This is a genomic window from Nocardia nova, assembly GCF_002933465.1.
GTDB lineage: Bacteria > Actinomycetota > Actinomycetes > Mycobacteriales > Mycobacteriaceae > Nocardia > Nocardia nova_B.
This window is the reverse complement of the sequence record NZ_PSZE01000001.1, coordinates 38,956-57,857: the sequence shown is the minus strand read 5'-3', so window position 1 is coordinate 57,857 and position 18,902 is coordinate 38,956. Positions and strand designations below refer to the sequence as shown.

The window sequence follows — 18,902 nt, the reverse complement described above, 5'->3', positions numbered from 1 at the left end:
GAATGGCCGCAGGAGACACAGCCATGAGCGACGCGAGCGGAGGCGGCAGCGTGCGTAACCCGATCGGTGATCTGGGGTCGCAGACTCTGATCGAGACCGGTCGCCTGCTGCGGCGCTGGTCGCGGCAGCCCGAGGTGATCACCAGCACGCTGGTGCTGCCGATTCTGCTGCTGCTCATGTACGACCTGGTGCTGGACAAATCTCTCGGCGCCGCCGGCGGGGCCGATCCGATCTACGGTTTCGTGCCGATGATCGCCGTCGCCGGGGCGATGTACGGCGCGATGGGTACCGGCATGTCGTTGTACGCCGAGCGAGAAAGCGGTCTGCTGCGCCGGTTCTGGGTGCTTCCGATGCATCGCTGGGCCGGACTGTCCGGCCGGCTGGCCGCCGAATGCGCCCGCGCGCTCGCGGCGACGGTCGTGGTCGTCGCCGTCGGCATGGTGCTGGGCCTGCGGTTTCAGCAGGGCTGGGGCGGTGCGATCGGAGTCCTGCTGGTGCCGGTGATCGTGATCGCCGGATTCACCCCGCTGGTCATCGCGGTCGGGGTGAGCAGCGCCGGCGACAAGGTGGTGCAGCTGTTCGCGATCGTGGTGCTGGTCGGCATGTTCTTCAATTCCGGATTCGTGCCGGTGCGCAATTATCCGGATTGGCTGCAACCGATCGTGCGAGCTCAGCCGATGAGCTGCGCCATCGAGGCGATGCGCAACTTCACTCTCGGTGGTCCGCTGCTGGTTCCGGTCTTGCAGACCGTCGCGTGGTCGGTGGGGCTGGTTGTGGTTTTCGGCGCCATGGCCATTCGCGGTTACCGTCGCGCCGCCCAGAGCTGACCGGTTCTCCGCATCCGAACAGCTGGTTTGCCCGTCAATAGCGAGACGCTCCGAGTGTCATTCTGATTCACAGAAGATCGATCCGTCTTTTTCGGTACTGTCGAGATCCGTTTGTTCGTTCCGATAGGCCTCCCGAAGCTCAGGAAAGGACGAATCGTGCGGAGCCGGATACGCAGTTGTACCGCTGTCCTGTTCGGAACTCTCATCGCCATCGCGGGCGGCATGGTGTCCGCACCGCACGCCTGGACGCAGCCGCCGGCACCGGCCGCCGCCGATGATTTCTACTTTCCGCCGACGCCCTTGCCCTCTGGTCCTCCGGGAGCCATCGTGCGAGCCCAGCCGGCATCGCTGATGTTCTCGGCGCCGGGACAACCCGGCGTCGTCCCGGCGATCTCGACACGCATGATGTATCTCAGCAACGACACGCACGACGCGCCGACCGCGGTGACGGGAACGTATCTGCGGCCGATGCTGCCATGGACCGGTTCCGGGGAACGCCCAGTGGTCGCGTACGCGGTCGGCACGCAGGGACAGGGCGACCAATGCGCGCCCTCGAAATTGCTCTCGCAGTTCGTCCGATACCAGCCGCCGTTCGACATCATCGCCGAATACGATGTGTTGGCGCTGTATTCGCTGCTGTCGCGCGGTATGGCCGTCGTGGTCACCGATTACCACGGGTTGGGCACACCCGAAATGCACGACTTCCTGAATCGGAAAGCGCAATCCTATGCGGTACTCGATTCGGCGCGGGCCGCACAGCAGTTGCCGGACAATGGGCTGGGGCCGCGGCCGCCCGTCATCGTCTACGGCTACTCTCAAGGGGGTATGGCCTCGGCCGGTGCGGCCGAACTGCAACCGAGCTATGCGCCCGAGCTGAATATGCGGGGCGCCTACATCGGCGGGCCGGTCGTCGATCCCGAATACTTCATCGGCTTCAACGAGGGCCAGCCGAGCCTTTCCGGCGCGGTCGGATTCACACTCAACGGCATCGCGGCGGACTATCCCGATACTCGCCCGGAACTCGACGCCGAACTCAACGACGCCGGCAAGGCGCTGCTGCGCGACGCCGCGGAGAAATGCGCCATCGCGGTGTCGGTGGACAATCCGCAGCGGCAGACGGCCCGATTCACCTCCAGCGGACAGCCGCTCACCACCGTGATCGACCGGTCCCCGGCGTTGAGCCAGGCGTTCGCCGATCAGCGCATCGGCGGCGGCACGCCGTCGGCGCCGGTGCTCATCGCGGCGGCGAAGAACGACGAGGGCGCGCCGTACGGGCCCATCCGAGATGTGGCCGCCGCGTGGTGCAGTCGCGGTGTGCCGGTGCAAATCGACGCGAACTCCCAGATTCCGTCGATTTCCGGGGTCGTCGGCACCCACGATCTCGCCTTCTTCCCGTCTTTGGCGGCGTCGCAGACGTGGCTGACCGATCGGCTCGCGGCGGCGCCCGCAGCGAGCAATTGCGCCGCGCTGCCGTAGCCATGTCCGGATGGGCCGCAGACGCCCACCCGGGCCACCGATGTCCGATCGCTCGACGCTCGAGATATATCCGCTGAAAACGCAGCAGGGAAGGATCGATCGTGAGGGGCCTGATCAGCAGATGGAACGCAGTGTTGTTCGGCACGCTCGTCCTCGTCGCAGGCGCGGCGATATCGGCGCCACCCGCGTCGCCGCTACCGGCTACGCAGGTCGCCGCCGATGATTTCTACATACCGCCGCCGGTGCCGCCGGTGCCGCCGGGCGCGATCCTTCGGGCCGAACCAGCAGCGCTGGTGCTGTCGGCGCCCGGTCAGCCGGGTGTCATGCCCGCGTCCTCGACGCGAATGATGTACGTCAGCAGCGATACGCACGATGCTCCGACCGCGGTGGTGGCGACGTATCTGCAGCCGGTGGTGCCGTGGACCGGCCCGGGCGAACGTCCGCTGGTCGCATACGGGGTCGGCTCGCAGGGCCAAGGAGATCAGTGCGCGCCGTCGAAGGTGCTGCCGCAGCTGGCCCAGTTCCGGCCGCCGTACGACGTCATCGCCGAATACGACGTCATCGCGCTGGCCTCGTTGCTCGCCCGCGGCATGGCCGTGGTGCTGACCGATTATCACGGACTGGGCACACCCGATGTGCACGACTTCCTCAACCGGAAAGCCCAGGCATATGCCGTACTCGATTCCGCGCGTGCCGCATTGCAGCTGCCGGGCACCGGACTGAATCCGCATTCGCCGGTCATCCTGTTCGGCTACTCGCAGGGTGGTATGGCCTCGGCCGGCGCCGCCGAACTGCAATCGAGCTACGCGCCCGAACTGAACGTGCGCGGGGCCTACATCGGCGGCCCGATCGTCGACCCGGAGAATTTCATCGGCTACAACTACGGGCAGCCCGGTGTCGGATCCGCCGCGCCGTTCACCCTCAACGGTATCGCCGCCGACTATCCCGAAACGCGTCCGATTCTCGATGCCGAACTCAACGACGCCGGTAAAGGGCTGATGCACGACGCGCTGGACAAGTGCGCCATCGCCGCGTCACTCGACATTCAAATACGGCGAATAACGCAAATCACCAATAGCGGAGAACCTCTCACCGCTGTCATCGACCGGTCGCCGGCCCTGAAAGCGGCATTCGACGAGCAGCGCATCGGAACCACGGCACCTTCGATGCCCGTGCTCATCGCCTCGGCCGTGAACGACGAGGGCACACCGTATCCGCCGGTTCGCGCCGTGGCCGCCGGTTGGTGCGCCGGTGGCACTGCGGTACAGTTGGACGCGAATCCGCAGCTGCCCGCTATCACCGGCATCGTGGGCACCCACGATCTGGCCTATTTCCCGTCGCTGGCGACCGCGCATTCATGGATGACCGATCGGCTGGCCGGTCTGCCCGCGCCGAGCAACTGCGCAGCCCTGCCGTAGCGAATTTCCGGACGGCCCGAAAGACGCCGCCCACCATCGCGGTGGGCGGCGTCGTGGCGTGTATGCCGGAACAGTCCGGTCATACATTGGCAATTTCGGGGTATGCGCACGCCCGTAGGTCATTTTCGACGTTCTTTGGACTGTGTCGCGCGAACGGCTACGCTGAATATCACAGGCTTACGCCCGTTTCTCGCGGCTGAATTCTCCATCTGGTGTCTCCCTGGATAGCGAGAAGTACATGGCGATCTTCGAACAATCCCGAGCCCGTGACCCCAAGCGCTACCTGTGGATGCTGGGGTTGATCGCACCGGCTTGTGCCCTGCTCCCGGCGCCCCTCGTGGCGCTCACCGGATCGCCGGTGTTCTGGTGGATCGGGCCGATCATCGTGTTCGTGGTCATCCCCCTGCTGGACTGGGCGGTCGGGAACGACGGCAGTAATCCGCACGACGAGGACTACGAGGCGCTCTCCAACGACCGCTACTACCGTTGGTGCACCTACCTCTTCCTGCCGATGCAATTCCTCGGCCTGTTCATCGCGGGCTACCTGTGGGCGGACACCGGGCTGTCGTTCGCCGACAAACTCGGCCTCACCATCACACTCGGGGTGGTGTCCGGCATCGGGATCAATGCCGCGCACGAACTCGGCCACCGGTCCGAGAATCTGGAGCGGTGGCTGTCGAAGATCGCCCTGGCGCAGTCCGCGTACGGGCACTTCTTCGTCGAGCACAACCGCGGCCACCACGCCCGCGTCGCGACACCGGAGGACCCGGCCAGCGCCCGCTTCGGCGAGTCCCTGTGGGCGTTCCTGCCGCGCACCATGTTCGGCGGGCTCCGCTCGGCGTTCCGGCTCGAACGGGACCGGCTGGCACGCAGGGGCAAACGGTGGTTCAGCTACGAAAATCATCTGCTGCAGGCCTGGTCGATGAGTGTCGCACTGTTCGGCGTCCTCATCCTGTATTACGGCCCCCGCGTGATCCCGTGGCTGGCCGTGCAGGCGTTGATCGGCGCCGTCCTGCTCGAGACGGTGAACTACGTCGAGCACTACGGCCTGCTGCGAGCCCGCCGCGCCGACGGCCGATTCGCGCGCTGCTCGCCACGCGACAGCTGGAACAGCGACAGCCTGGTCACCAACATCTTCCTGTTTCATCTGCAGCGCCACAGCGACCACCACGCGAATCCGGGGCGCCGCTACCAGACCTTGCGCAGCGTCGAGCAGGCCCCACAGCTTCCGATGGGCTATGCCGGGATGGTCCTGCTGGCCGCGGTGCCGCCGCTGTGGCGCGCTGTGATCGATCCACGGGTGCTGGCCCACTACGGCGGTGACCTCAGCCTGGTCAACGTCAAACCGCGGCGCAAACAGCCTCTCGAGGGGACCGGCAAGCGCTCGCGCTGAGTTCCGTCGGCGCTACTTCGTTCGCGATTCGCCGTGCCGTGCCACCGCGCGGATTTGCGACGTGGTCGAGGGATTGGCCGCGCCGGACACCATCCAGCGGTTACTCTCGATGATCGAGACGTTCTCGTGCGAACGTTGTCGGATAGGCCCACGCAAACCTCGAGCCGGATCGGTTGTCGCCGGTGATCAGGGAGGAGCCGTTCGCGATGGTGATGTTCGAGTCGACGAAACGATCTACCGCGCCCGCCGCGGCGCCGCGACACCCCCGAGGGGGTGATGCGTGATGACCGGGCCCTCACCTCTCAACGGCGGCGAGCCCGCCCTGCTGAACGGTTCGGTGACGCTGGTCGAGGGCAGCACCTTCTGCCTGTCCGACCGGGTCGGCGATGTGGAATCGGGAACATCGCAGGGCCTGTTCTATCGCGACGCCCGAGTGGTGTCGCGCTGGGAGCTGCGGGTGGACGGGCAGCGGCTCGAACCGCTGTCGGTGCTCAGCCCCGAGGCCTTCACCGCGCGCTTCATCCTGCGGCGGCCGCCGCGCTCCGGCGCCGCCGATTCCAGTCTGCTGGTGGTGCGCGAACGACTCGTCGCCGACGGGATGCGGGAGACGGTCATCCTGGAGAATCTCGGCCGCGAACCCACGGCTGTGGTGCTCGAGCTGCGCGCCGACGCCGACTTCGTCGATCTGTTCGCCGTCAAGGAGGGCCGGGCCGGGCACGGGCGCGCCGAAATACTGGTCACCGACAACGAACTGCTGCTCAACGACCGCTCCGATCGCGCCCGCGGCCTGGCGGTTTCCTCCTCGGAGCTCCCGACCGTGCTGCCCGGCTCGCTGACCTGGCGCATCGTCGTGCCCGCCACCGGGCGCTGGCAGACCGAGATCCTCGCGCAGCCGACGGTGGCCAATCAGCGGGTGCATGTCGCGCTGCGCCCCGGCGAGCACTATCGCAGCAGCGAACCGGGCCGCAAGATGGCCGCCTGGCGTGACACCGCCACCAAACTCACCACCGGTGATCCGCAGCTCACCGCCATTCTGCAGCGCACCGAAAGCGATTTGGGCGCATTGCAGATTCGCGAGGAACGCCGGCACCGCACCTTCGTCGCCGCCGGCGCACCGTGGTTCATGACGTTGTTCGGCCGCGACTCGCTGCTCACCGCGTGGATGGCGCTGCCGCTGGACTCCTCGCTCGCGCTCGGCACCATGCAGCAGCTGGCCGAAATGCAGGGCCAGCAGGTCGACGCGCTGACCGAGGAGGAGCCGGGCCGGATCATGCACGAGATCCGCCGCGGCCCGGCCGGTGGACTGGCCCTGGGCGGGGAGGTGTACTACGGAACCGTTGACGCCACACCGCTTTTCGTGATGCTGCTGGCCGAGACCCGGCGGTGGGGTGCGTCGCCGGAGGCGGTGCAGGCGCTGCTGCCGGCGGCCGACGCCGCCCTCGACTGGATGTCGCATTTCGGCGACCGCGACGGTGACGGATTCGTCGAATATCAGCGCGCGACCGACCGCGGCCTGATCAATCAGGGCTGGAAGGACAGCTTCGACGGCATCAACGACGCGGCCGGACATCTCGCCCAGGCGCCGATCGCGCTGTGTGAGGTGCAGAGCTACGTCTACGCGGCGATCCTGGCCCGCGCCGAATTGGCCGAGGAATTCGGGCAGTCGGACAAGGCCGAGAAGCTGCGCGAACATGCCGCACAATTGCGCACGAAATTCGCCGAAGCCTTCTGGATTCCCGAAAAGGGCTGGTATGCCGTCGCTTTGGACGGCCACAAGCGCCGCGTCGATGCGCTCACCAGCAATGTCGGGCATTGCCTGTGGTCGGGCATCGTGACCGACGACCATGCCGAACAACTGGTGCACCATCTGGCGACCGCGGAGATGGACTCCGGATTCGGTTTGCGCACACTGGCTTCCGGTATGGGCGCGTTCAATCCGATGAGTTATCACAACGGTTCGGTCTGGCCGCACGACACCGCCATCGCGGTCGCCGGTCTGCTGCGTTATCGCCACATCCCGGGCGCGGTCGGGCTGGCCACCCGGCTGTCCAATGGATTACTCGACGCCGCAACCGCTTTCGGCGGCCGTCTGCCCGAGTTGTTCTGTGGTTTCCAGCGCTCCCGCTTCTCGGCGCCGGTGCCGTATCCGACCTCGTGTTCCCCGCAGGCCTGGGCCAGCGCTGCGCCACTGTTGCTGGTCCGTTCGTTCCTCGGGCTCGAACCCGATGTGCCGCACCGCACGGTGACCGTCCTGCCGCACGTCCCCGCGCGCTGGGGCAGAGTAGAGCTCACCGATCTGCGCCTCGGCGGAACGGCGGTGGATCTGGCGGTGGACGGTGAGCAGGTGACCGCCACCAACCTGCCCGAGGATTGGCGGCTGATCACCCATTGAACCTCACAGGCTGACGCGCTGGTCCTGAGGAAGGAAGAGCTGGTCCGAGGGCTGGACGGCGAAGGTCGTGTAGAACTCCGGCAGGTTGCGCACCACCTGGTTGCAGCGGAATTCGCCGGGGGAGTGCGGATCCGTGGCAACCTGCTGTTCGAGTGACTGCTGGGTCTGCTTCTCCCGCCAATTGCGGCCCCAGGACTGGAACATCGGGGTGTAGTCCGGGGTGTTGCGGCCGTTCTTGGCTTCCTCGATGCGGAAGGCGGCCAGCGCGATCATCAACCCGCGCAGGTCGGCGAGGTTCTCGCCGACGGTGAGCTGGCCGTTGACGTGATCGCTGGGCGGCAGTCCCTCGGGCACCAGGGCGTTGTACTGATCGATCAGCTGCTTCGTCTTGGCCTCGAAAGCCGTCCGGTCCTCCGGGGTCCACCAGTCCTCGCGATTGCCGTCACCGTTGTACTTCGAGCCCTGGTCGTCGAAGCCGTGCCCGATCTCGTGGCCGATGGTCGCACCGATCGCGCCGTAGTTCACCGCTGGTGCGGCGTCGGTGTCGAAGAACGGGGCCTGCAGGATCGCGGCCGGGAAATTGATGGAATTGGAGGTGGCCTCGTAGTAGGCGTTGACGGTCTGCGGCGACATACCCCATTCGGCCTTGTCCACCGGCGTCCCCAGCTTGTCCATCGAACGCTTCGCTTCGAAAGCCTCGATGGCGAGCAGGGATTCGACCAGCTGGCCGCGGGTGACCTTCAACTTCGAATAGTCCACCCACTTGTCGGGGTAGCCGATCTTGACCGTGATCTTGTCCAGTTTCGCGATCGCGGCCTCGCGCGTCCGCGGCGACATCCAGGAGGAGTTACGGAAGTTGTCGCGATAGGCGGCCAGCAGATTGTCGACCAGTTCCTTGGCCCGAGTCTTCGCCTGCGGCGGAAAGTATTTCGCCACGTATAACTTGCCCAGCTGCTCACCGAGATTGGCGTCGACCACCGCGACCGCCGACTTCCACAGCTCCGGGCGCTGCTCGATTCCGCTGGTGGCCTTCAGGAAATCGAAATTCGCATCCGACAGTTCCTTGTTCATGTACTTGGCGTATTTGCGCAGCAGGCTGAGCTTCAGCCATTCCCGCCAGATGTTGATATCCACCTCGGTCCACAGCTGCCCGGCCGCGGTGACGAACGACGGCTCGCCGACGACCATCTTCCCGAACAGTTCCTTGGGCCGGTCGGTGCTGCCGGCCAGCCACGGCTCCCAGTCGAAACCCGGTGCCAGCGTGGTCATCTCGTTCCACGCCATGAGGTTGTAGGTGGCATCGGAGTCGCGGGTGCGCACGTTGTCCCAGTAACCGGCGGCGATGCGCTTCTCGAGATCCAGCGTGCGTTCGGCCGCGCCGTCCGGGTCGGGCAGGCCGGCACCGGTCGCCAGTTTGTGCAGCAGCGTCTGATACGCCGAAAGATATTGCGCGAATTCGGGTTTCCGATAGTACTGCTCGCTCATTCCGAGACCGGACTGGCTCACGGACGGAATGTAGGCATTCGAATTCTTGCGGTCGATACTCACGCCCAGCCCGATGAGCCCGCCCAGCGGCAGCGCGCCCATGACCCTCGCGAGATCGGCCTTGGTCTGCGCCCCATCGATCCGCGCGAACAGCGGTTGCAGTGGGGTGGTGCCGAGCTTCTCGAGCGTGTCGAGATCCATCCGGGCGTCGTAGAGGTCGCGGATCTGCTGGCCCTCCGACCCGTCCTTCGGATCGTGGATTCCGTCGATGACCTCCCGCAGCTGCCCTTCGACGCGATCGGACACCTCGGCGAAGGTGCCGTAGGAGACCTTGTCCGGCGGCAGCTGGTAGGTGCGCAGCCAGGCGCCGTTGATATTGCGGTACAGATCGTCCTGCGGCCGCACCGCGGGGTCGGCGCCCGACAAATCGGGGCCGGTGAGGGGTTTCGGCTTCGCGTCGTCGCTGTTGCACGACACCAGGGCGGTGGCCACCGGCACCGCGCCGAGGGCGATCAGGAACGAGCGGCGACCCAGGCGGACCTGGCGACCGGACGATGTCACAGAAAATCCTCTCCCCGACTTCATCGTGCACCTGCGCGACGACCGTCACTGCGGCTCCACCCGGAGGCGTGGCCGGTTGCGTCGGTGAGAGGCTAACCGAACCTGCTGAGTATCGGCTGAGTTCGACCGCCACCCGTGGGGTGGCCACGCCGGACCCCGCTCGACCCTGATTTGGGCGCGACCTGCGGCTTCGCTACACTTGTCGGGTTGCCTGCGGGCGTTGTGCCCGCGCTTCGGCCGCGAACCCACAGTGGTTGATCCTTCCGATCATGCAAAACCGCTGGCAGGCGCTGCCCCGCTGAGCTTGCGGGAGCGGGCCGTCAAGGTCCGTCGAAGGGCAACTGACCATGCCCGTCGGGTCGGCAATCCGGCGTGCATTACGTCCAGGTCTAGGAGGAGCTGAAGTGATTCAGCAGGAGTCGCGACTGCGCGTCGCCGACAACACGGGTGCCAAGGAGATTCTGTGCATCCGCGTGCTCGGCGGGTCGTCGCGTCGCTATGCCGGTATCGGCGACGTCATCGTCGCCACCGTCAAGGACGCCATCCCCGGCGGCAACGTCAAGAAGGGTGACGTCGTCAAGGCGGTCGTCGTGCGCACCGTCAAGGAGCGTCGTCGTCCGGACGGTTCGTACATCAAGTTCGACGAGAACGCCGCGGTGCTGATCAAGGCGGACAACGATCCGCGTGGCACCCGCATCTTCGGCCCCGTCGGCCGCGAGCTGCGTGACAAGCGGTTCATGAAGATCGTTTCGCTGGCCCCGGAGGTGCTCTGACATGAAGGTGCACAAGGGCGACACCGTGATCGTCGTCTCGGGTAAGGACAAGGGCGCCAAGGGCAAGGTCATCCAGGCCTACCCGGCGACCGAGAAGGTCCTGGTCGAGGGCGTGAACCGGATCAAGAAGCACGTCGCGAACTCCGCGAACCAGCGCGGCGCCAGCTCCGGCGGCATCGTGACCCAGGAGGCGCCCATCCACGTGTCCAACGTGATGGTTGTCGACTCCGACGGCAAGCCGACCCGGGTGGGTTACCGCACCGACGAGAACGGCAAGCGGGTGCGCATCTCCCGTCGTAACGGGAAGGACATCTGAGCATGACCACGGCAGAAAACACAGAGAAGATCGCTCCGCGTCTCAAGCTGCGCTACCGCGCGGAGATCAAGGACGCGCTGAACAACGAGTTCAACTACGCCAATGTGATGCAGATCCCGGGCGTGGTGAAGGTCGTCGTCAACATGGGTGTCGGTGACGCCGCCCGCGACGCCAAGCTGATCAACGGCGCCGTCAACGACCTGGCCCTGATCACCGGTCAGAAGCCGGAGATCCGTAAGGCCCGCAAGTCCATCGCGCAGTTCAAGCTGCGTGAGGGTATGCCGATCGGTGCGCGCGTCACGCTGCGTGGCGACCGCATGTGGGAGTTCCTGGACCGCCTGGTGTCCATCGCGCTGCCCCGTATCCGCGACTTCCGCGGCCTGTCGCCGAAGCAGTTCGACGGCAACGGCAACTACACGTTCGGCCTGAGCGAGCAGTCGATGTTCCACGAGATCGACGTGGACTCCATCGACCGTCCGCGCGGTATGGACATCACGGTCGTCACCACCGCGACCAACGATGAGGAGGGCCGCGCCCTGCTCAAGCACCTCGGCTTCCCGTTCAAGGAGAACTGAGCACATGGCTAAGAAAGCTCTCGTCAACAAGGCCGCCGCGAAGCCGAAGTTCGCCGTTCGTGGCTACACCCGCTGCCAGCGTTGCGGCCGCCCCCGCGCGGTCTACCGCAAGTTCGGTCTGTGCCGCGTCTGCGTGCGTGAAATGGCGCACCGCGGCGAACTGCCGGGCGTGCACAAGAGCTCCTGGTGAGCTCGCGCTGCTGAGGCAGCGCATGCGCTGAGCGCGACAATCGAATCGGAGAAGGGTACGGACTCGGGTGAGTCCGTACCCTTCTTTGTGTTGGGTCGGCTCGCGCGCTGACAACCTTTTCGATTCCGAAGCCAACGCGCTGGTCGAAACCGAGGCGCTGTCACGTCTGCTGCTGCGAGCCGAGGCCATCGCGGCGATTGGTTATCTGGCCCACCATGGTGTGTCGGTCGGGTATTCATCGAAGTCGTCCGGCCAATCGCTCGGGCCCACGACGGTCTCCCCGGCCTCGGGCGTGGGGTCGGCGGCGGAGCTGGTGGCGGCGGGGGTTCGGGGTTCCATCGCCAAATGAAGTGTGGTGAGGTTTTCAGCTCCAGTACTTCGGGCGGCACAGGGCGAGCGAGGAATTCGATGTCACGCCAGTGACATTCACCATTCCGGACCCGTTCCGCGTAGGACCGTAGTTCGGGGGAGGCGATATCGGCTGCTGCCAGGTTCGACATGAACTCTTCGTCGACGACGGTCGGCTCGTGCAGAATTTCGGAGACATCAAGGTTCTCCAACCGGATTCGTGCGGTGCGGACATCGTCGACGGCATCCATGACTTCGCGCACGAGGGCTTCGACGGCCGGATCCAGATCCGGTTCCCGCATACTGCCCCACCGCGGCGTCATGCGTTGTCCCACGGTTGCGATCCGGAACCGACGTCATAGCCGGCCCCCAGTGCGTTCAACGTCTGATTCACCTGGGCGATCTGTGCGAGATCCGTGGCCACCGCAACCTTCTTCGATGCTTTTTCCAGCTTCTCGTTGAACGGTGCGATCGTCTCGTCCAGCTTCTGCTGCGCCCGGTCCTTCAACTGTCCGAGCGGGTCCTTGAAGAATTCGAGAAGCTTCTTGAGCTTGTCCACCAGCTGCCGGATGGTTCCGACGAGGTCGATCGCGGTACTGACGATTTTGAATATCTTGCGGCCGAGATCCACGATCTCCGCCACTTGCCCCACGACCGGAATCTTCTTGCCGATCGTCTTGAAAATGCCTTTGACACTGGAGAAGTCGATCTGGTCGTTCAGGATGTCCCACAGTTTTTGCAGGATGGTCTTGACCGCCGCCCGGATCTCGTCGGAGACGACGCCGAATACGTCACTGAGGACTCGCCCGACCGGCCCTTCCCATTTCATGGCCGCGATCTCGCGGTTCGCCCAATCGTTGAACGACAGCGCGGCTTTGCCGTCCCAATTGGGGTCGACCCGCTTCAACCCGGATTCGAGGTTCTTCCCGCAGGTTTCGAGCGCCTGCCCGGCCGCCTTGAAAGCCTCACCGACCCTGCGAAATTCGTTCCAGTTCCCCGGAATGGGTTCCAGGCACTTGCCGAGCGGGTCGATTTCGTTACCAGCCGTCCGGGTGATGCTTTTGACTGTTTCGTTCAGGTCCCCGAGGATCGGCGCGACCTCAGCGATCAGCGCAACCGTGTCTTCCTTGTTCGCCTGTGGCTTTTCGAGCTTGAACTCTTCCGGCTTGGGGTAATTGGCCGGCGAAACGTATGCCTCGGTGATACCGCCCGCCTCGACGTCGGTATTGGTGTCCTTGGGGGCGTTCGGGCCGACGGGCCCCAGGAAGGTGTGACTGTTCAGTGCGGCGTAATTGCGATGATCCTGATCGGCATACATCCAGGCCGCTTTGTTCAGTTCGACACCGGTTGCCGTAGTCGTCTTCCCCAGGTCGCCCATCCGCACCTTGGTGGCCAGCGCCATCTCTCGTATCGGAGTAATCATCTCGTCGATGATCGGACCGTGCAGCCACTCCCGCGGGCTGGCCCTCCTGACCGGCGAATTCGGCGGCCTTGGTGGCATCGTCGCCGATTTCGGAGATGAGCTTGGCGAGCCCGGCTATCTCGCCGGGGATTGCTCGGAAAATTTCACCCATCTTCAGGCGCCCCTCCTGTTATTCGATTTTCACTGTCTGGTCTTCTGTATGGATGCGGCGATCGTGTCGACATCGCCGGCGGTCAACGCTTGTGCTGGCCCGATTTCGCGTTCGATGACGAAGACTGCGACCTCGGCCGAGGAATATGCCGGCGTGGCGATGACATCGAACTCGGCTTCGGTGGCGTCGCAGGAATGCTTACGGGGAATCCCGGAGATATTCGCCCGGTAGCGAACTGCGGGACGGCCGTTTATTGACCACCGCGCGGGTTCGCTGACAGTCACGATCGCTTTTCGGCCGGCGTCCGCGGCTCCGAAGATTTCCTCGGCCTTGCTGATCTCTTCTCGGGCCGCTGTCTCGATATCGATGCCGTTGCGGCCTCTGGCGCCTACGTTAGCCAGGGCTGACCCATCGGTCTGCGGGCAGTAGCCGTAGCCGTAATCGCTGACCGCTCCGTAAGAGACGATGGTCTGGTCGGTGGTTTCGCTGGTCCAGCCCATCACCCTTTCGTTGCTCGGTCGCCACGCTCCGGTAGTGGGAACGGTGTAGCTCAGGCCATACCAGGTGGGGACGGTCTGCGGTCCCCCTTTCGGGGCGGGACTCATCGGTGGAGGAACCGCCATCGAGGGAAATCCTGACGGCAGGGGAGGATCCGCGGGCCCCGACGGTCCTGGCGGTGCGTGCCATACCGAGGGTGGCTGCTCCGGTGTGGCGACGACACGCTGGTGAGAATTCGCGATCCGCACCGTGAGGATGGCCGCGACGATGATGACGCCCACTAGTGCGACGATCGTGCCGACCTGTTTCGCGATGCGGTGATACCGATCGTCGTTGCTGAAGTACGGCAACTGATCGGCTACTTCTCGTCCAGAGCGGAGGTGAATACGTCGGCCAGCTCACGAATCTGATCACACGGCTGCGGTACGGCGATCGGGCCGGGAAAGACGGTCAACGACACGTCGAGGACGCCGTCGGGCGATGCGACTGCGGCAGAACACATTCCGGGCAGCGAAGGGGTGCGGTAGAGCACCGCCGCGCGGCCACGGATCGGGTCGGAGTTGAAGGCGGTCCGCTCGGGGTTGGTTCGGATGTCGTCGAGCGTCCTGTTGCTCGACTCGATCGAGATGCTGCCGGAAATGACCTTCTCACCGTCCTTGGTCGCGGTGCGGTTGAAATCGCATCCGATCAACGTCAGCAGATCGGTGACGACATCACCGACGCTCCGTTCGCGGGTCGACGGGTCGAACCCCGCTCGGGTAACCAGATCGTCCCCGATTTCGAGACAGGGGTCGAACCGCACGGGCTTACTGCTCTGCTTCTGGTCCGGCGGAGGCGGAATCGATACGGCGATCGACGCCTTCGAGGTGGCGGTCGACGTAGTGGACGCCGAATCCTCGGTGTCGCCCGAACGCGTGGTGCTGCAGCCGGAGACTATGGCCGCTGCAATGAAGCCGACGCCGATCGTGAAAATTCGCCCCATACCAGTTCTGCCCCTCCCTTTTCGGACGACGGACGCGAGCGCATCAAAGCTCGCATAGCGGACAAGTTATGCCGTGTGGTTCCACATCGGGGCGAGGGAACGGAAGGGGGGTTCCAGAGGACGCCGACTTCCACGATGCCGTTTTCCGCGATCACGTCGATCAGCAAATTCAGGAAGTGCAACTGGTTGGTGGTGAGGTTCTTTCCGGCTTGGAATTCGTCGAAGGCCGCGGCGGCGGTTTCGCGGTCGAGCCCGGTCAGACCGCGCAGGAACAGGCCGAGGCCGCCATGCTCGGTCTTGACCTGTTCGATATCGGCTTCGGTGCCGAAACCGTTGTCCAGGAAGATCTTTTCCAGCTCGGCGAGGTCGGCGGTGGTAATCTGCTTTTGCCGCGCAGCTTGCCTGTGATCATGCGAGAGAGGTTATCGAACCCCACCGACGCGCTCGGTCGGGTTCGCATCTTCGTGAGTTGGAGCGACCTCGTTCGAGGCCAGCTCGTTGCATAAACTCGGCGGTGGTGACGTGCCGAGGCCGTCGAGCTGCCTCGTCTGCCCGGCACCTATTCGCGAGGTTGACGACCAAATGGAAGCACCCGATGTACGCCGGAGCAACGAAGTCTCGGGGCTGGGTGAGACGCTTGTCGCTGAACTGGGCGGTCGCTGCGATCGCGTCGTCGACTCATCTGGTGCTATCTCCGAATCCACTGTCCTCGAAGGGCGCTTGACGGGTTTGTGCCCACGGGATGCACGACAATGCCGATAGTACGGCCACGTCCTGCTCGGTGGCAGGAGACGGGGGCGAATCACGCGGTTGCCAGGCTCGCAGGGCAGCGAGCAGGTCATCGACCAGTGCGAGACTCGCGGACCAGCTCATCTCGGTTTCGTTACTTGGATTCCTCTGCGGCAGTGGCGGATTCATGACGTCGCCAGCGGGTTGGCGCGATGACCTTCATCGGGTGCGTACGCGCCTTCGCGTTCGTGCGTGACACCGGTGGCGAGGTCGTGGATATCGGTGAGGTCGGCAAGCTCGGGCGGGATCCGGCCGCGTAGATGTGCAATGTGGGGCACGATCAGCAGTTCGACGTCGTGTGCCGGGGCGTGTGCCGGTAATGCCTCGGGCACGATGAGGCTGCTGCTTCTGGTCATTCCGATGTACTGGTACCCGAGCCGGGCGGCGATCCGTCGGGCCGCCAAATCGATGCCGGTCAGTGTTTTCACCAGGTCGACGCATACGTAACTCATTGCGCGCGGGGGTGGTTCGTCTGTCATTTAGGCTTCCTCGTTCATCGGCGTGTGTCGGGAACCATGCGTTCGGCGGCGATGAGTACCGCGATCGCATACGCCTTCCGCTTGCATTCAATGGCGAGACATTTGCGGTGTTCCTGTGTGATCGCGTGTGCCTCATCCGGTGTCAGCGCTCGCTCGGGCAGGTTGTGCGACAACGCAATCGGCGGCAGCTCGACTATTCGAACCACAGGTATTGCGGGAACTGGTGCTGCTGCCGGGAGCGGAGGTACGGGAGGCTGCACATCATTGGGATCGGGCCGCAAGTCTTCGGCGATGAGTGCAACGACCGCGATTGTGATCGCAGCGAGAACTGCCCACAGCAGGATCGCCGCGCCGCTCATACGGCCGCGGTGGACTCGGTGACCGATGTGGCGGTAATCCGCTCGAGCACGCGTTCGCCGGCAACGGCAACGGTGACGATTCGCGCACGCTGCTGAACATGGGAGGCATTCCATCGAGGTGTCCGAGGTTCGGGACGATCACGACTGATCCTTTCGTGCGGGCCAGCGCCAGCATCACGGTTGTGAGTGGTCCCTCGCGGTCGGGTTCGAGCGGGATCGGGGCGGCGGCGAGTCGATACCCGAGGCGCCCGGCGAGCGCGCGCATGTCGTTCTCGTCGGTTTCGCCTCGAATTTCGATGCGTAGCACTACGATTGCTATTTGGTGGTTGTCGCCGCTGGTTGCCTCGATGGTCATGGTCTCTTCACTTCTGCTAGGCCACTGGTTAGACAAGTGGACTGTGCCACTTAATGGATGGTGGCATAGTCCACTTTGCTGAAATCGGAAAATTTCCCGCGCCAGCCGCCGGGCGTTAGAGGTTGATCGGGTACTCCTGGCGGAAGGACCACCGATTTTCGGGGTAGATCGCCTCGTCAAACTGGACCGGTCGGTCTGATGCGTCGTACGCCACCAGCCAATAGACGAGGACGGGCGCGTTCGCCGGAACAGTGAGGACTGAACTCTGGTCCTTCGTGGCTGATTGCGCGCTTACTCGATCCCGCGCGTACATCGCAGTGACGCCGGCGGCGTCGGCGAGATAAGGCAGGGTGCCGCCGCGGAGGCGCTCGCCGATTAGGAGGCCAGGGGCTACGTCGGCGAACTGTTCGGGAAACCATGAGGTGGACAACTCGACCGGGCCGGAATCGTTGCTGATCAGTCGTTCTCGCCGTATGACCCGGCTCCCGGGTGTCAGATCGAGCGCGGACACTACATATTCCGGGGCGCCGACGATGCCGACGAACGGGAACACGACACTTTCGGAATCTGCGTACATCGTGCCGAATGCCGCAGCCCGCTCGAACCGCTCACGCGCCCTCGGTGCCGCGCTCACTGCGCGCACGAACGTCCCCGACCCGCGTCGCGATTCGACAAGCCCCTGCTGTCGAAGTGCCTGCAATGCCTTGCTCGCGGTCGGGCGTGCAACCTTCCAGTCCGCAGCAAGCTCGCGCTCGGATGGGACCTCGGCGCCCGGAGGCAAATCGCCGCGCACTATTTGGTCGCGGATATACCCGGCTATCTGCAGATACTTCGGCCGCACCTCTTCGAGTTCGGGCACTCCACAACCTCCAAATGTGCCGTATGCCACTAGCCAGCATACGAGTCCTAGAGTGGCATCCATGACGGCAGTAGCGGTCGCGGCGGGCGGCGGCGGCGATGCGATCACCGCATCGGCGCTGGCTGGCGCCTTGCCTGATCTCGATATTGCGGCTGTCATGTCTTGGTCATGGGACCGGCTCATGATGGATCCGGTACCCGGACCGCGCACTGCGGCGGACTTCGTCGGTCTCCTCGATCGAGGCGGTGTATCGGAAGTTTCGGAGACCGCGCGACTCATCGGACCCGGTCGCTCGACATTGCCGCAACTAGCTCGCCATGTTCCGCAACCGTTGTTGTTGATCGATGCTTCCGCGGGCGTTGTCGGTCTCGCCGAGCAGATGCGTGCCGCAGCTGGAGCATTCGGCGCCGACCGGCTCGTTATCGTCGATGTTGGTGGCGACATCGTGGCGGAGGGCAACGAAGCGAACCTGCGCAGCCCGCTCGCCGACGCCGTAACCCTGGCCGCGGCCGTGCGCACCGGGCTACCCGTGCGGGTCCTGGTTGCCGGTATAGGGCTGGATGGCGAACTCACGTCAGACGAGGTGATCGCAAGGCTCGCGTTACTAGACGCGAAACCGCGTGTGCGTCTTCGGTCTACGGATTACTCTGCGTTGCAAGAGGTCTGGGCCTGGCACCCGTCGGAGGCGAATGGCCTTCTCGCCGTGGCCACAGCCGGATTTCGCGGCCGAGTCGAGACACAACGCGGCGCTGTTATCGAGGTGACCGACAGCGCAGTCGATGTGCATGAAGTGCCGGCCGATGCCCTCGCACGTTCAACGCTTGCTGCCGCCATTTCCCAGACCACACGGTTCGCGGACATCGAACGTGTACTACGCCACCGCCGTGGATACAGCGACGTCGATATCGAGCGAGACAAGCTCGCGAATAGAGACCGCGTGCGTGTACCCACTGTCGGCCCTGTCGCCGAGATCGACCGGTATGCGGTAGAGGCTGCCGAGCGCGGTATCGACGCACTGACAGTTCGGCGAGTATCCGAGCTGATCGGTGTGATTGATCCTGACTCTGCTGCGGCCTTGCGACGGAGTTTGGAACGCCTGCGGCCAAGCAACTTTCGGCCGCCGCTCTACGTATGTCGCGCCTTGAATTCGGTGCGGTGACAGTCGACGCGGGAACGCGTAATTCGCATACAGTACTTCTCGATCCGGTATCCGGTGGGTTCGGCGCACAAAGTCAGGGGGAGTGGTGCCGGTA

General features: G+C 64.7%; 19 protein-coding genes. 11 read left to right on the top strand and 8 right to left on the bottom strand.

From position 1 onward, the window contains the following. Positions 1-23: 23 nt before the first annotated feature. The 5 genes from C5E41_RS00240 (at position 24) to C5E41_RS00220 (ending at position 7,506) form a co-directional block, all read left to right on the top strand. Positions 24-827 (top strand): ABC transporter permease, encoded by an 804-nt coding sequence (locus tag C5E41_RS00240; protein ID WP_104373840.1) that lies wholly within the window; start codon positions 24-26, stop codon positions 825-827. Positions 828-983: 156 nt separating this feature from the next. Further along, on the top strand, positions 984-2,303 hold the full coding sequence (locus C5E41_RS00235) for a lipase family protein (RefSeq protein ID WP_104373839.1): 1,320 nt from the start codon (positions 984-986) through the stop codon (positions 2,301-2,303). Positions 2,304-2,404: 101 nt separating this feature from the next. Continuing rightward, complete coding sequence (locus C5E41_RS00230; RefSeq protein WP_146097425.1) at positions 2,405-3,721, top strand: lipase family protein; 1,317 nt, start codon at positions 2,405-2,407, stop codon at positions 3,719-3,721. 238 nt (positions 3,722-3,959) lie between these two features. Then, positions 3,960-5,114: an alkane 1-monooxygenase gene (locus C5E41_RS00225; RefSeq protein ID WP_104373837.1), complete on the top strand. Its 1,155-nt coding sequence runs from the start codon at positions 3,960-3,962 to the stop codon at positions 5,112-5,114. A gap of 283 nt (positions 5,115-5,397) precedes the next feature. After that, a complete protein-coding gene (locus tag C5E41_RS00220) occupies positions 5,398-7,506 on the top strand; it encodes an amylo-alpha-1,6-glucosidase (protein ID WP_104373836.1) in 2,109 nt (702 codons plus the stop codon). A gap of 3 nt (positions 7,507-7,509) precedes the next feature. On the opposite strand, the gene C5E41_RS00215 is transcribed toward C5E41_RS00220, so the two are convergent. Beyond that, entirely contained in the window at positions 7,510-9,552 is a 2,043-nt protein-coding gene (locus C5E41_RS00215; RefSeq protein WP_308706018.1) for a M13 family metallopeptidase, read from the bottom strand. A gap of 404 nt (positions 9,553-9,956) precedes the next feature. Here C5E41_RS00215 and rplN point away from each other — a divergent pair, with 404 nt between their 5' ends. The 5 genes from rplN to C5E41_RS33590 all read left to right on the top strand — a co-directional run bounded on the left by rplN (position 9,957) and on the right by C5E41_RS33590 (position 11,755). Further along, entirely contained in the window at positions 9,957-10,325 is a 369-nt protein-coding gene (gene rplN, locus C5E41_RS00210) for a 50S ribosomal protein L14 (RefSeq protein ID WP_030513395.1), read from the top strand. Between the two features lies 1 nt (position 10,326). Continuing rightward, complete coding sequence (rplX, locus tag C5E41_RS00205; protein ID WP_040818503.1) at positions 10,327-10,641, top strand: 50S ribosomal protein L24; 315 nt, start codon at positions 10,327-10,329, stop codon at positions 10,639-10,641. 2 nt (positions 10,642-10,643) lie between these two features. Continuing rightward, complete coding sequence (rplE, locus tag C5E41_RS00200) at positions 10,644-11,216, top strand: 50S ribosomal protein L5 (protein WP_104373834.1); 573 nt, start codon at positions 10,644-10,646, stop codon at positions 11,214-11,216. A gap of 4 nt (positions 11,217-11,220) precedes the next feature. After that, positions 11,221-11,406 carry a type Z 30S ribosomal protein S14 gene (locus tag C5E41_RS00195; protein ID WP_025347225.1) on the top strand — a complete coding sequence of 62 codons (186 nt, stop codon included), beginning with the start codon at positions 11,221-11,223 and terminating at the stop codon, positions 11,404-11,406. 67 nt (positions 11,407-11,473) lie between these two features. Then, positions 11,474-11,755 (top strand): hypothetical protein, encoded by a 282-nt coding sequence (locus tag C5E41_RS33590; protein ID WP_181063015.1) that lies wholly within the window; start codon positions 11,474-11,476, stop codon positions 11,753-11,755. Between the two features lie 318 nt (positions 11,756-12,073). Here the strand turns inward: C5E41_RS33590 and C5E41_RS00185 are convergent, their stop codons facing one another. The 7 genes from C5E41_RS00185 to C5E41_RS00155 all read right to left on the bottom strand — a co-directional run bounded on the left by C5E41_RS00185 (position 12,074) and on the right by C5E41_RS00155 (position 17,649). Further along, a complete protein-coding gene (locus tag C5E41_RS00185; RefSeq protein ID WP_104373833.1) occupies positions 12,074-13,156 on the bottom strand; it encodes a hypothetical protein in 1,083 nt (360 codons plus the stop codon). 201 nt (positions 13,157-13,357) lie between these two features. Continuing rightward, entirely contained in the window at positions 13,358-14,107 is a 750-nt protein-coding gene (locus C5E41_RS34325) for a hypothetical protein (RefSeq protein ID WP_146097424.1), read from the bottom strand. A 77-nt stretch (positions 14,108-14,184) separates the two neighbouring features. After that, positions 14,185-14,808, bottom strand: a complete 624-nt coding sequence (locus C5E41_RS00175; protein ID WP_104373831.1) for a DUF3558 domain-containing protein — start codon at positions 14,806-14,808, stop codon at positions 14,185-14,187. Next, positions 14,760-15,149 (bottom strand): type I restriction-modification enzyme R subunit C-terminal domain-containing protein, encoded by a 390-nt coding sequence (locus C5E41_RS35855; protein ID WP_368854484.1) that lies wholly within the window; start codon positions 15,147-15,149, stop codon positions 14,760-14,762. The genes C5E41_RS00175 and C5E41_RS35855 overlap by 49 nt, the downstream gene beginning before the upstream one ends. Before the next feature lie 573 nt (positions 15,150-15,722). After that, positions 15,723-16,076 carry a hypothetical protein gene (locus C5E41_RS00165; RefSeq protein WP_146097423.1) on the bottom strand — a complete coding sequence of 118 codons (354 nt, stop codon included), beginning with the start codon at positions 16,074-16,076 and terminating at the stop codon, positions 15,723-15,725. 14 nt (positions 16,077-16,090) lie between these two features. Beyond that, complete coding sequence (locus tag C5E41_RS00160; RefSeq protein WP_104373828.1) at positions 16,091-16,435, bottom strand: hypothetical protein; 345 nt, start codon at positions 16,433-16,435, stop codon at positions 16,091-16,093. A gap of 470 nt (positions 16,436-16,905) precedes the next feature. After that, positions 16,906-17,649 carry a GntR family transcriptional regulator gene (locus tag C5E41_RS00155; RefSeq protein ID WP_104373827.1) on the bottom strand — a complete coding sequence of 248 codons (744 nt, stop codon included), beginning with the start codon at positions 17,647-17,649 and terminating at the stop codon, positions 16,906-16,908. A gap of 61 nt (positions 17,650-17,710) precedes the next feature. Between C5E41_RS00155 and C5E41_RS00150 the strand changes: the two genes are divergently transcribed. Further along, positions 17,711-18,808 (top strand): DUF1152 domain-containing protein, encoded by a 1,098-nt coding sequence (locus tag C5E41_RS00150; RefSeq protein ID WP_104373826.1) that lies wholly within the window; start codon positions 17,711-17,713, stop codon positions 18,806-18,808. Positions 18,809-18,902: the final 94 nt, after the last annotated feature.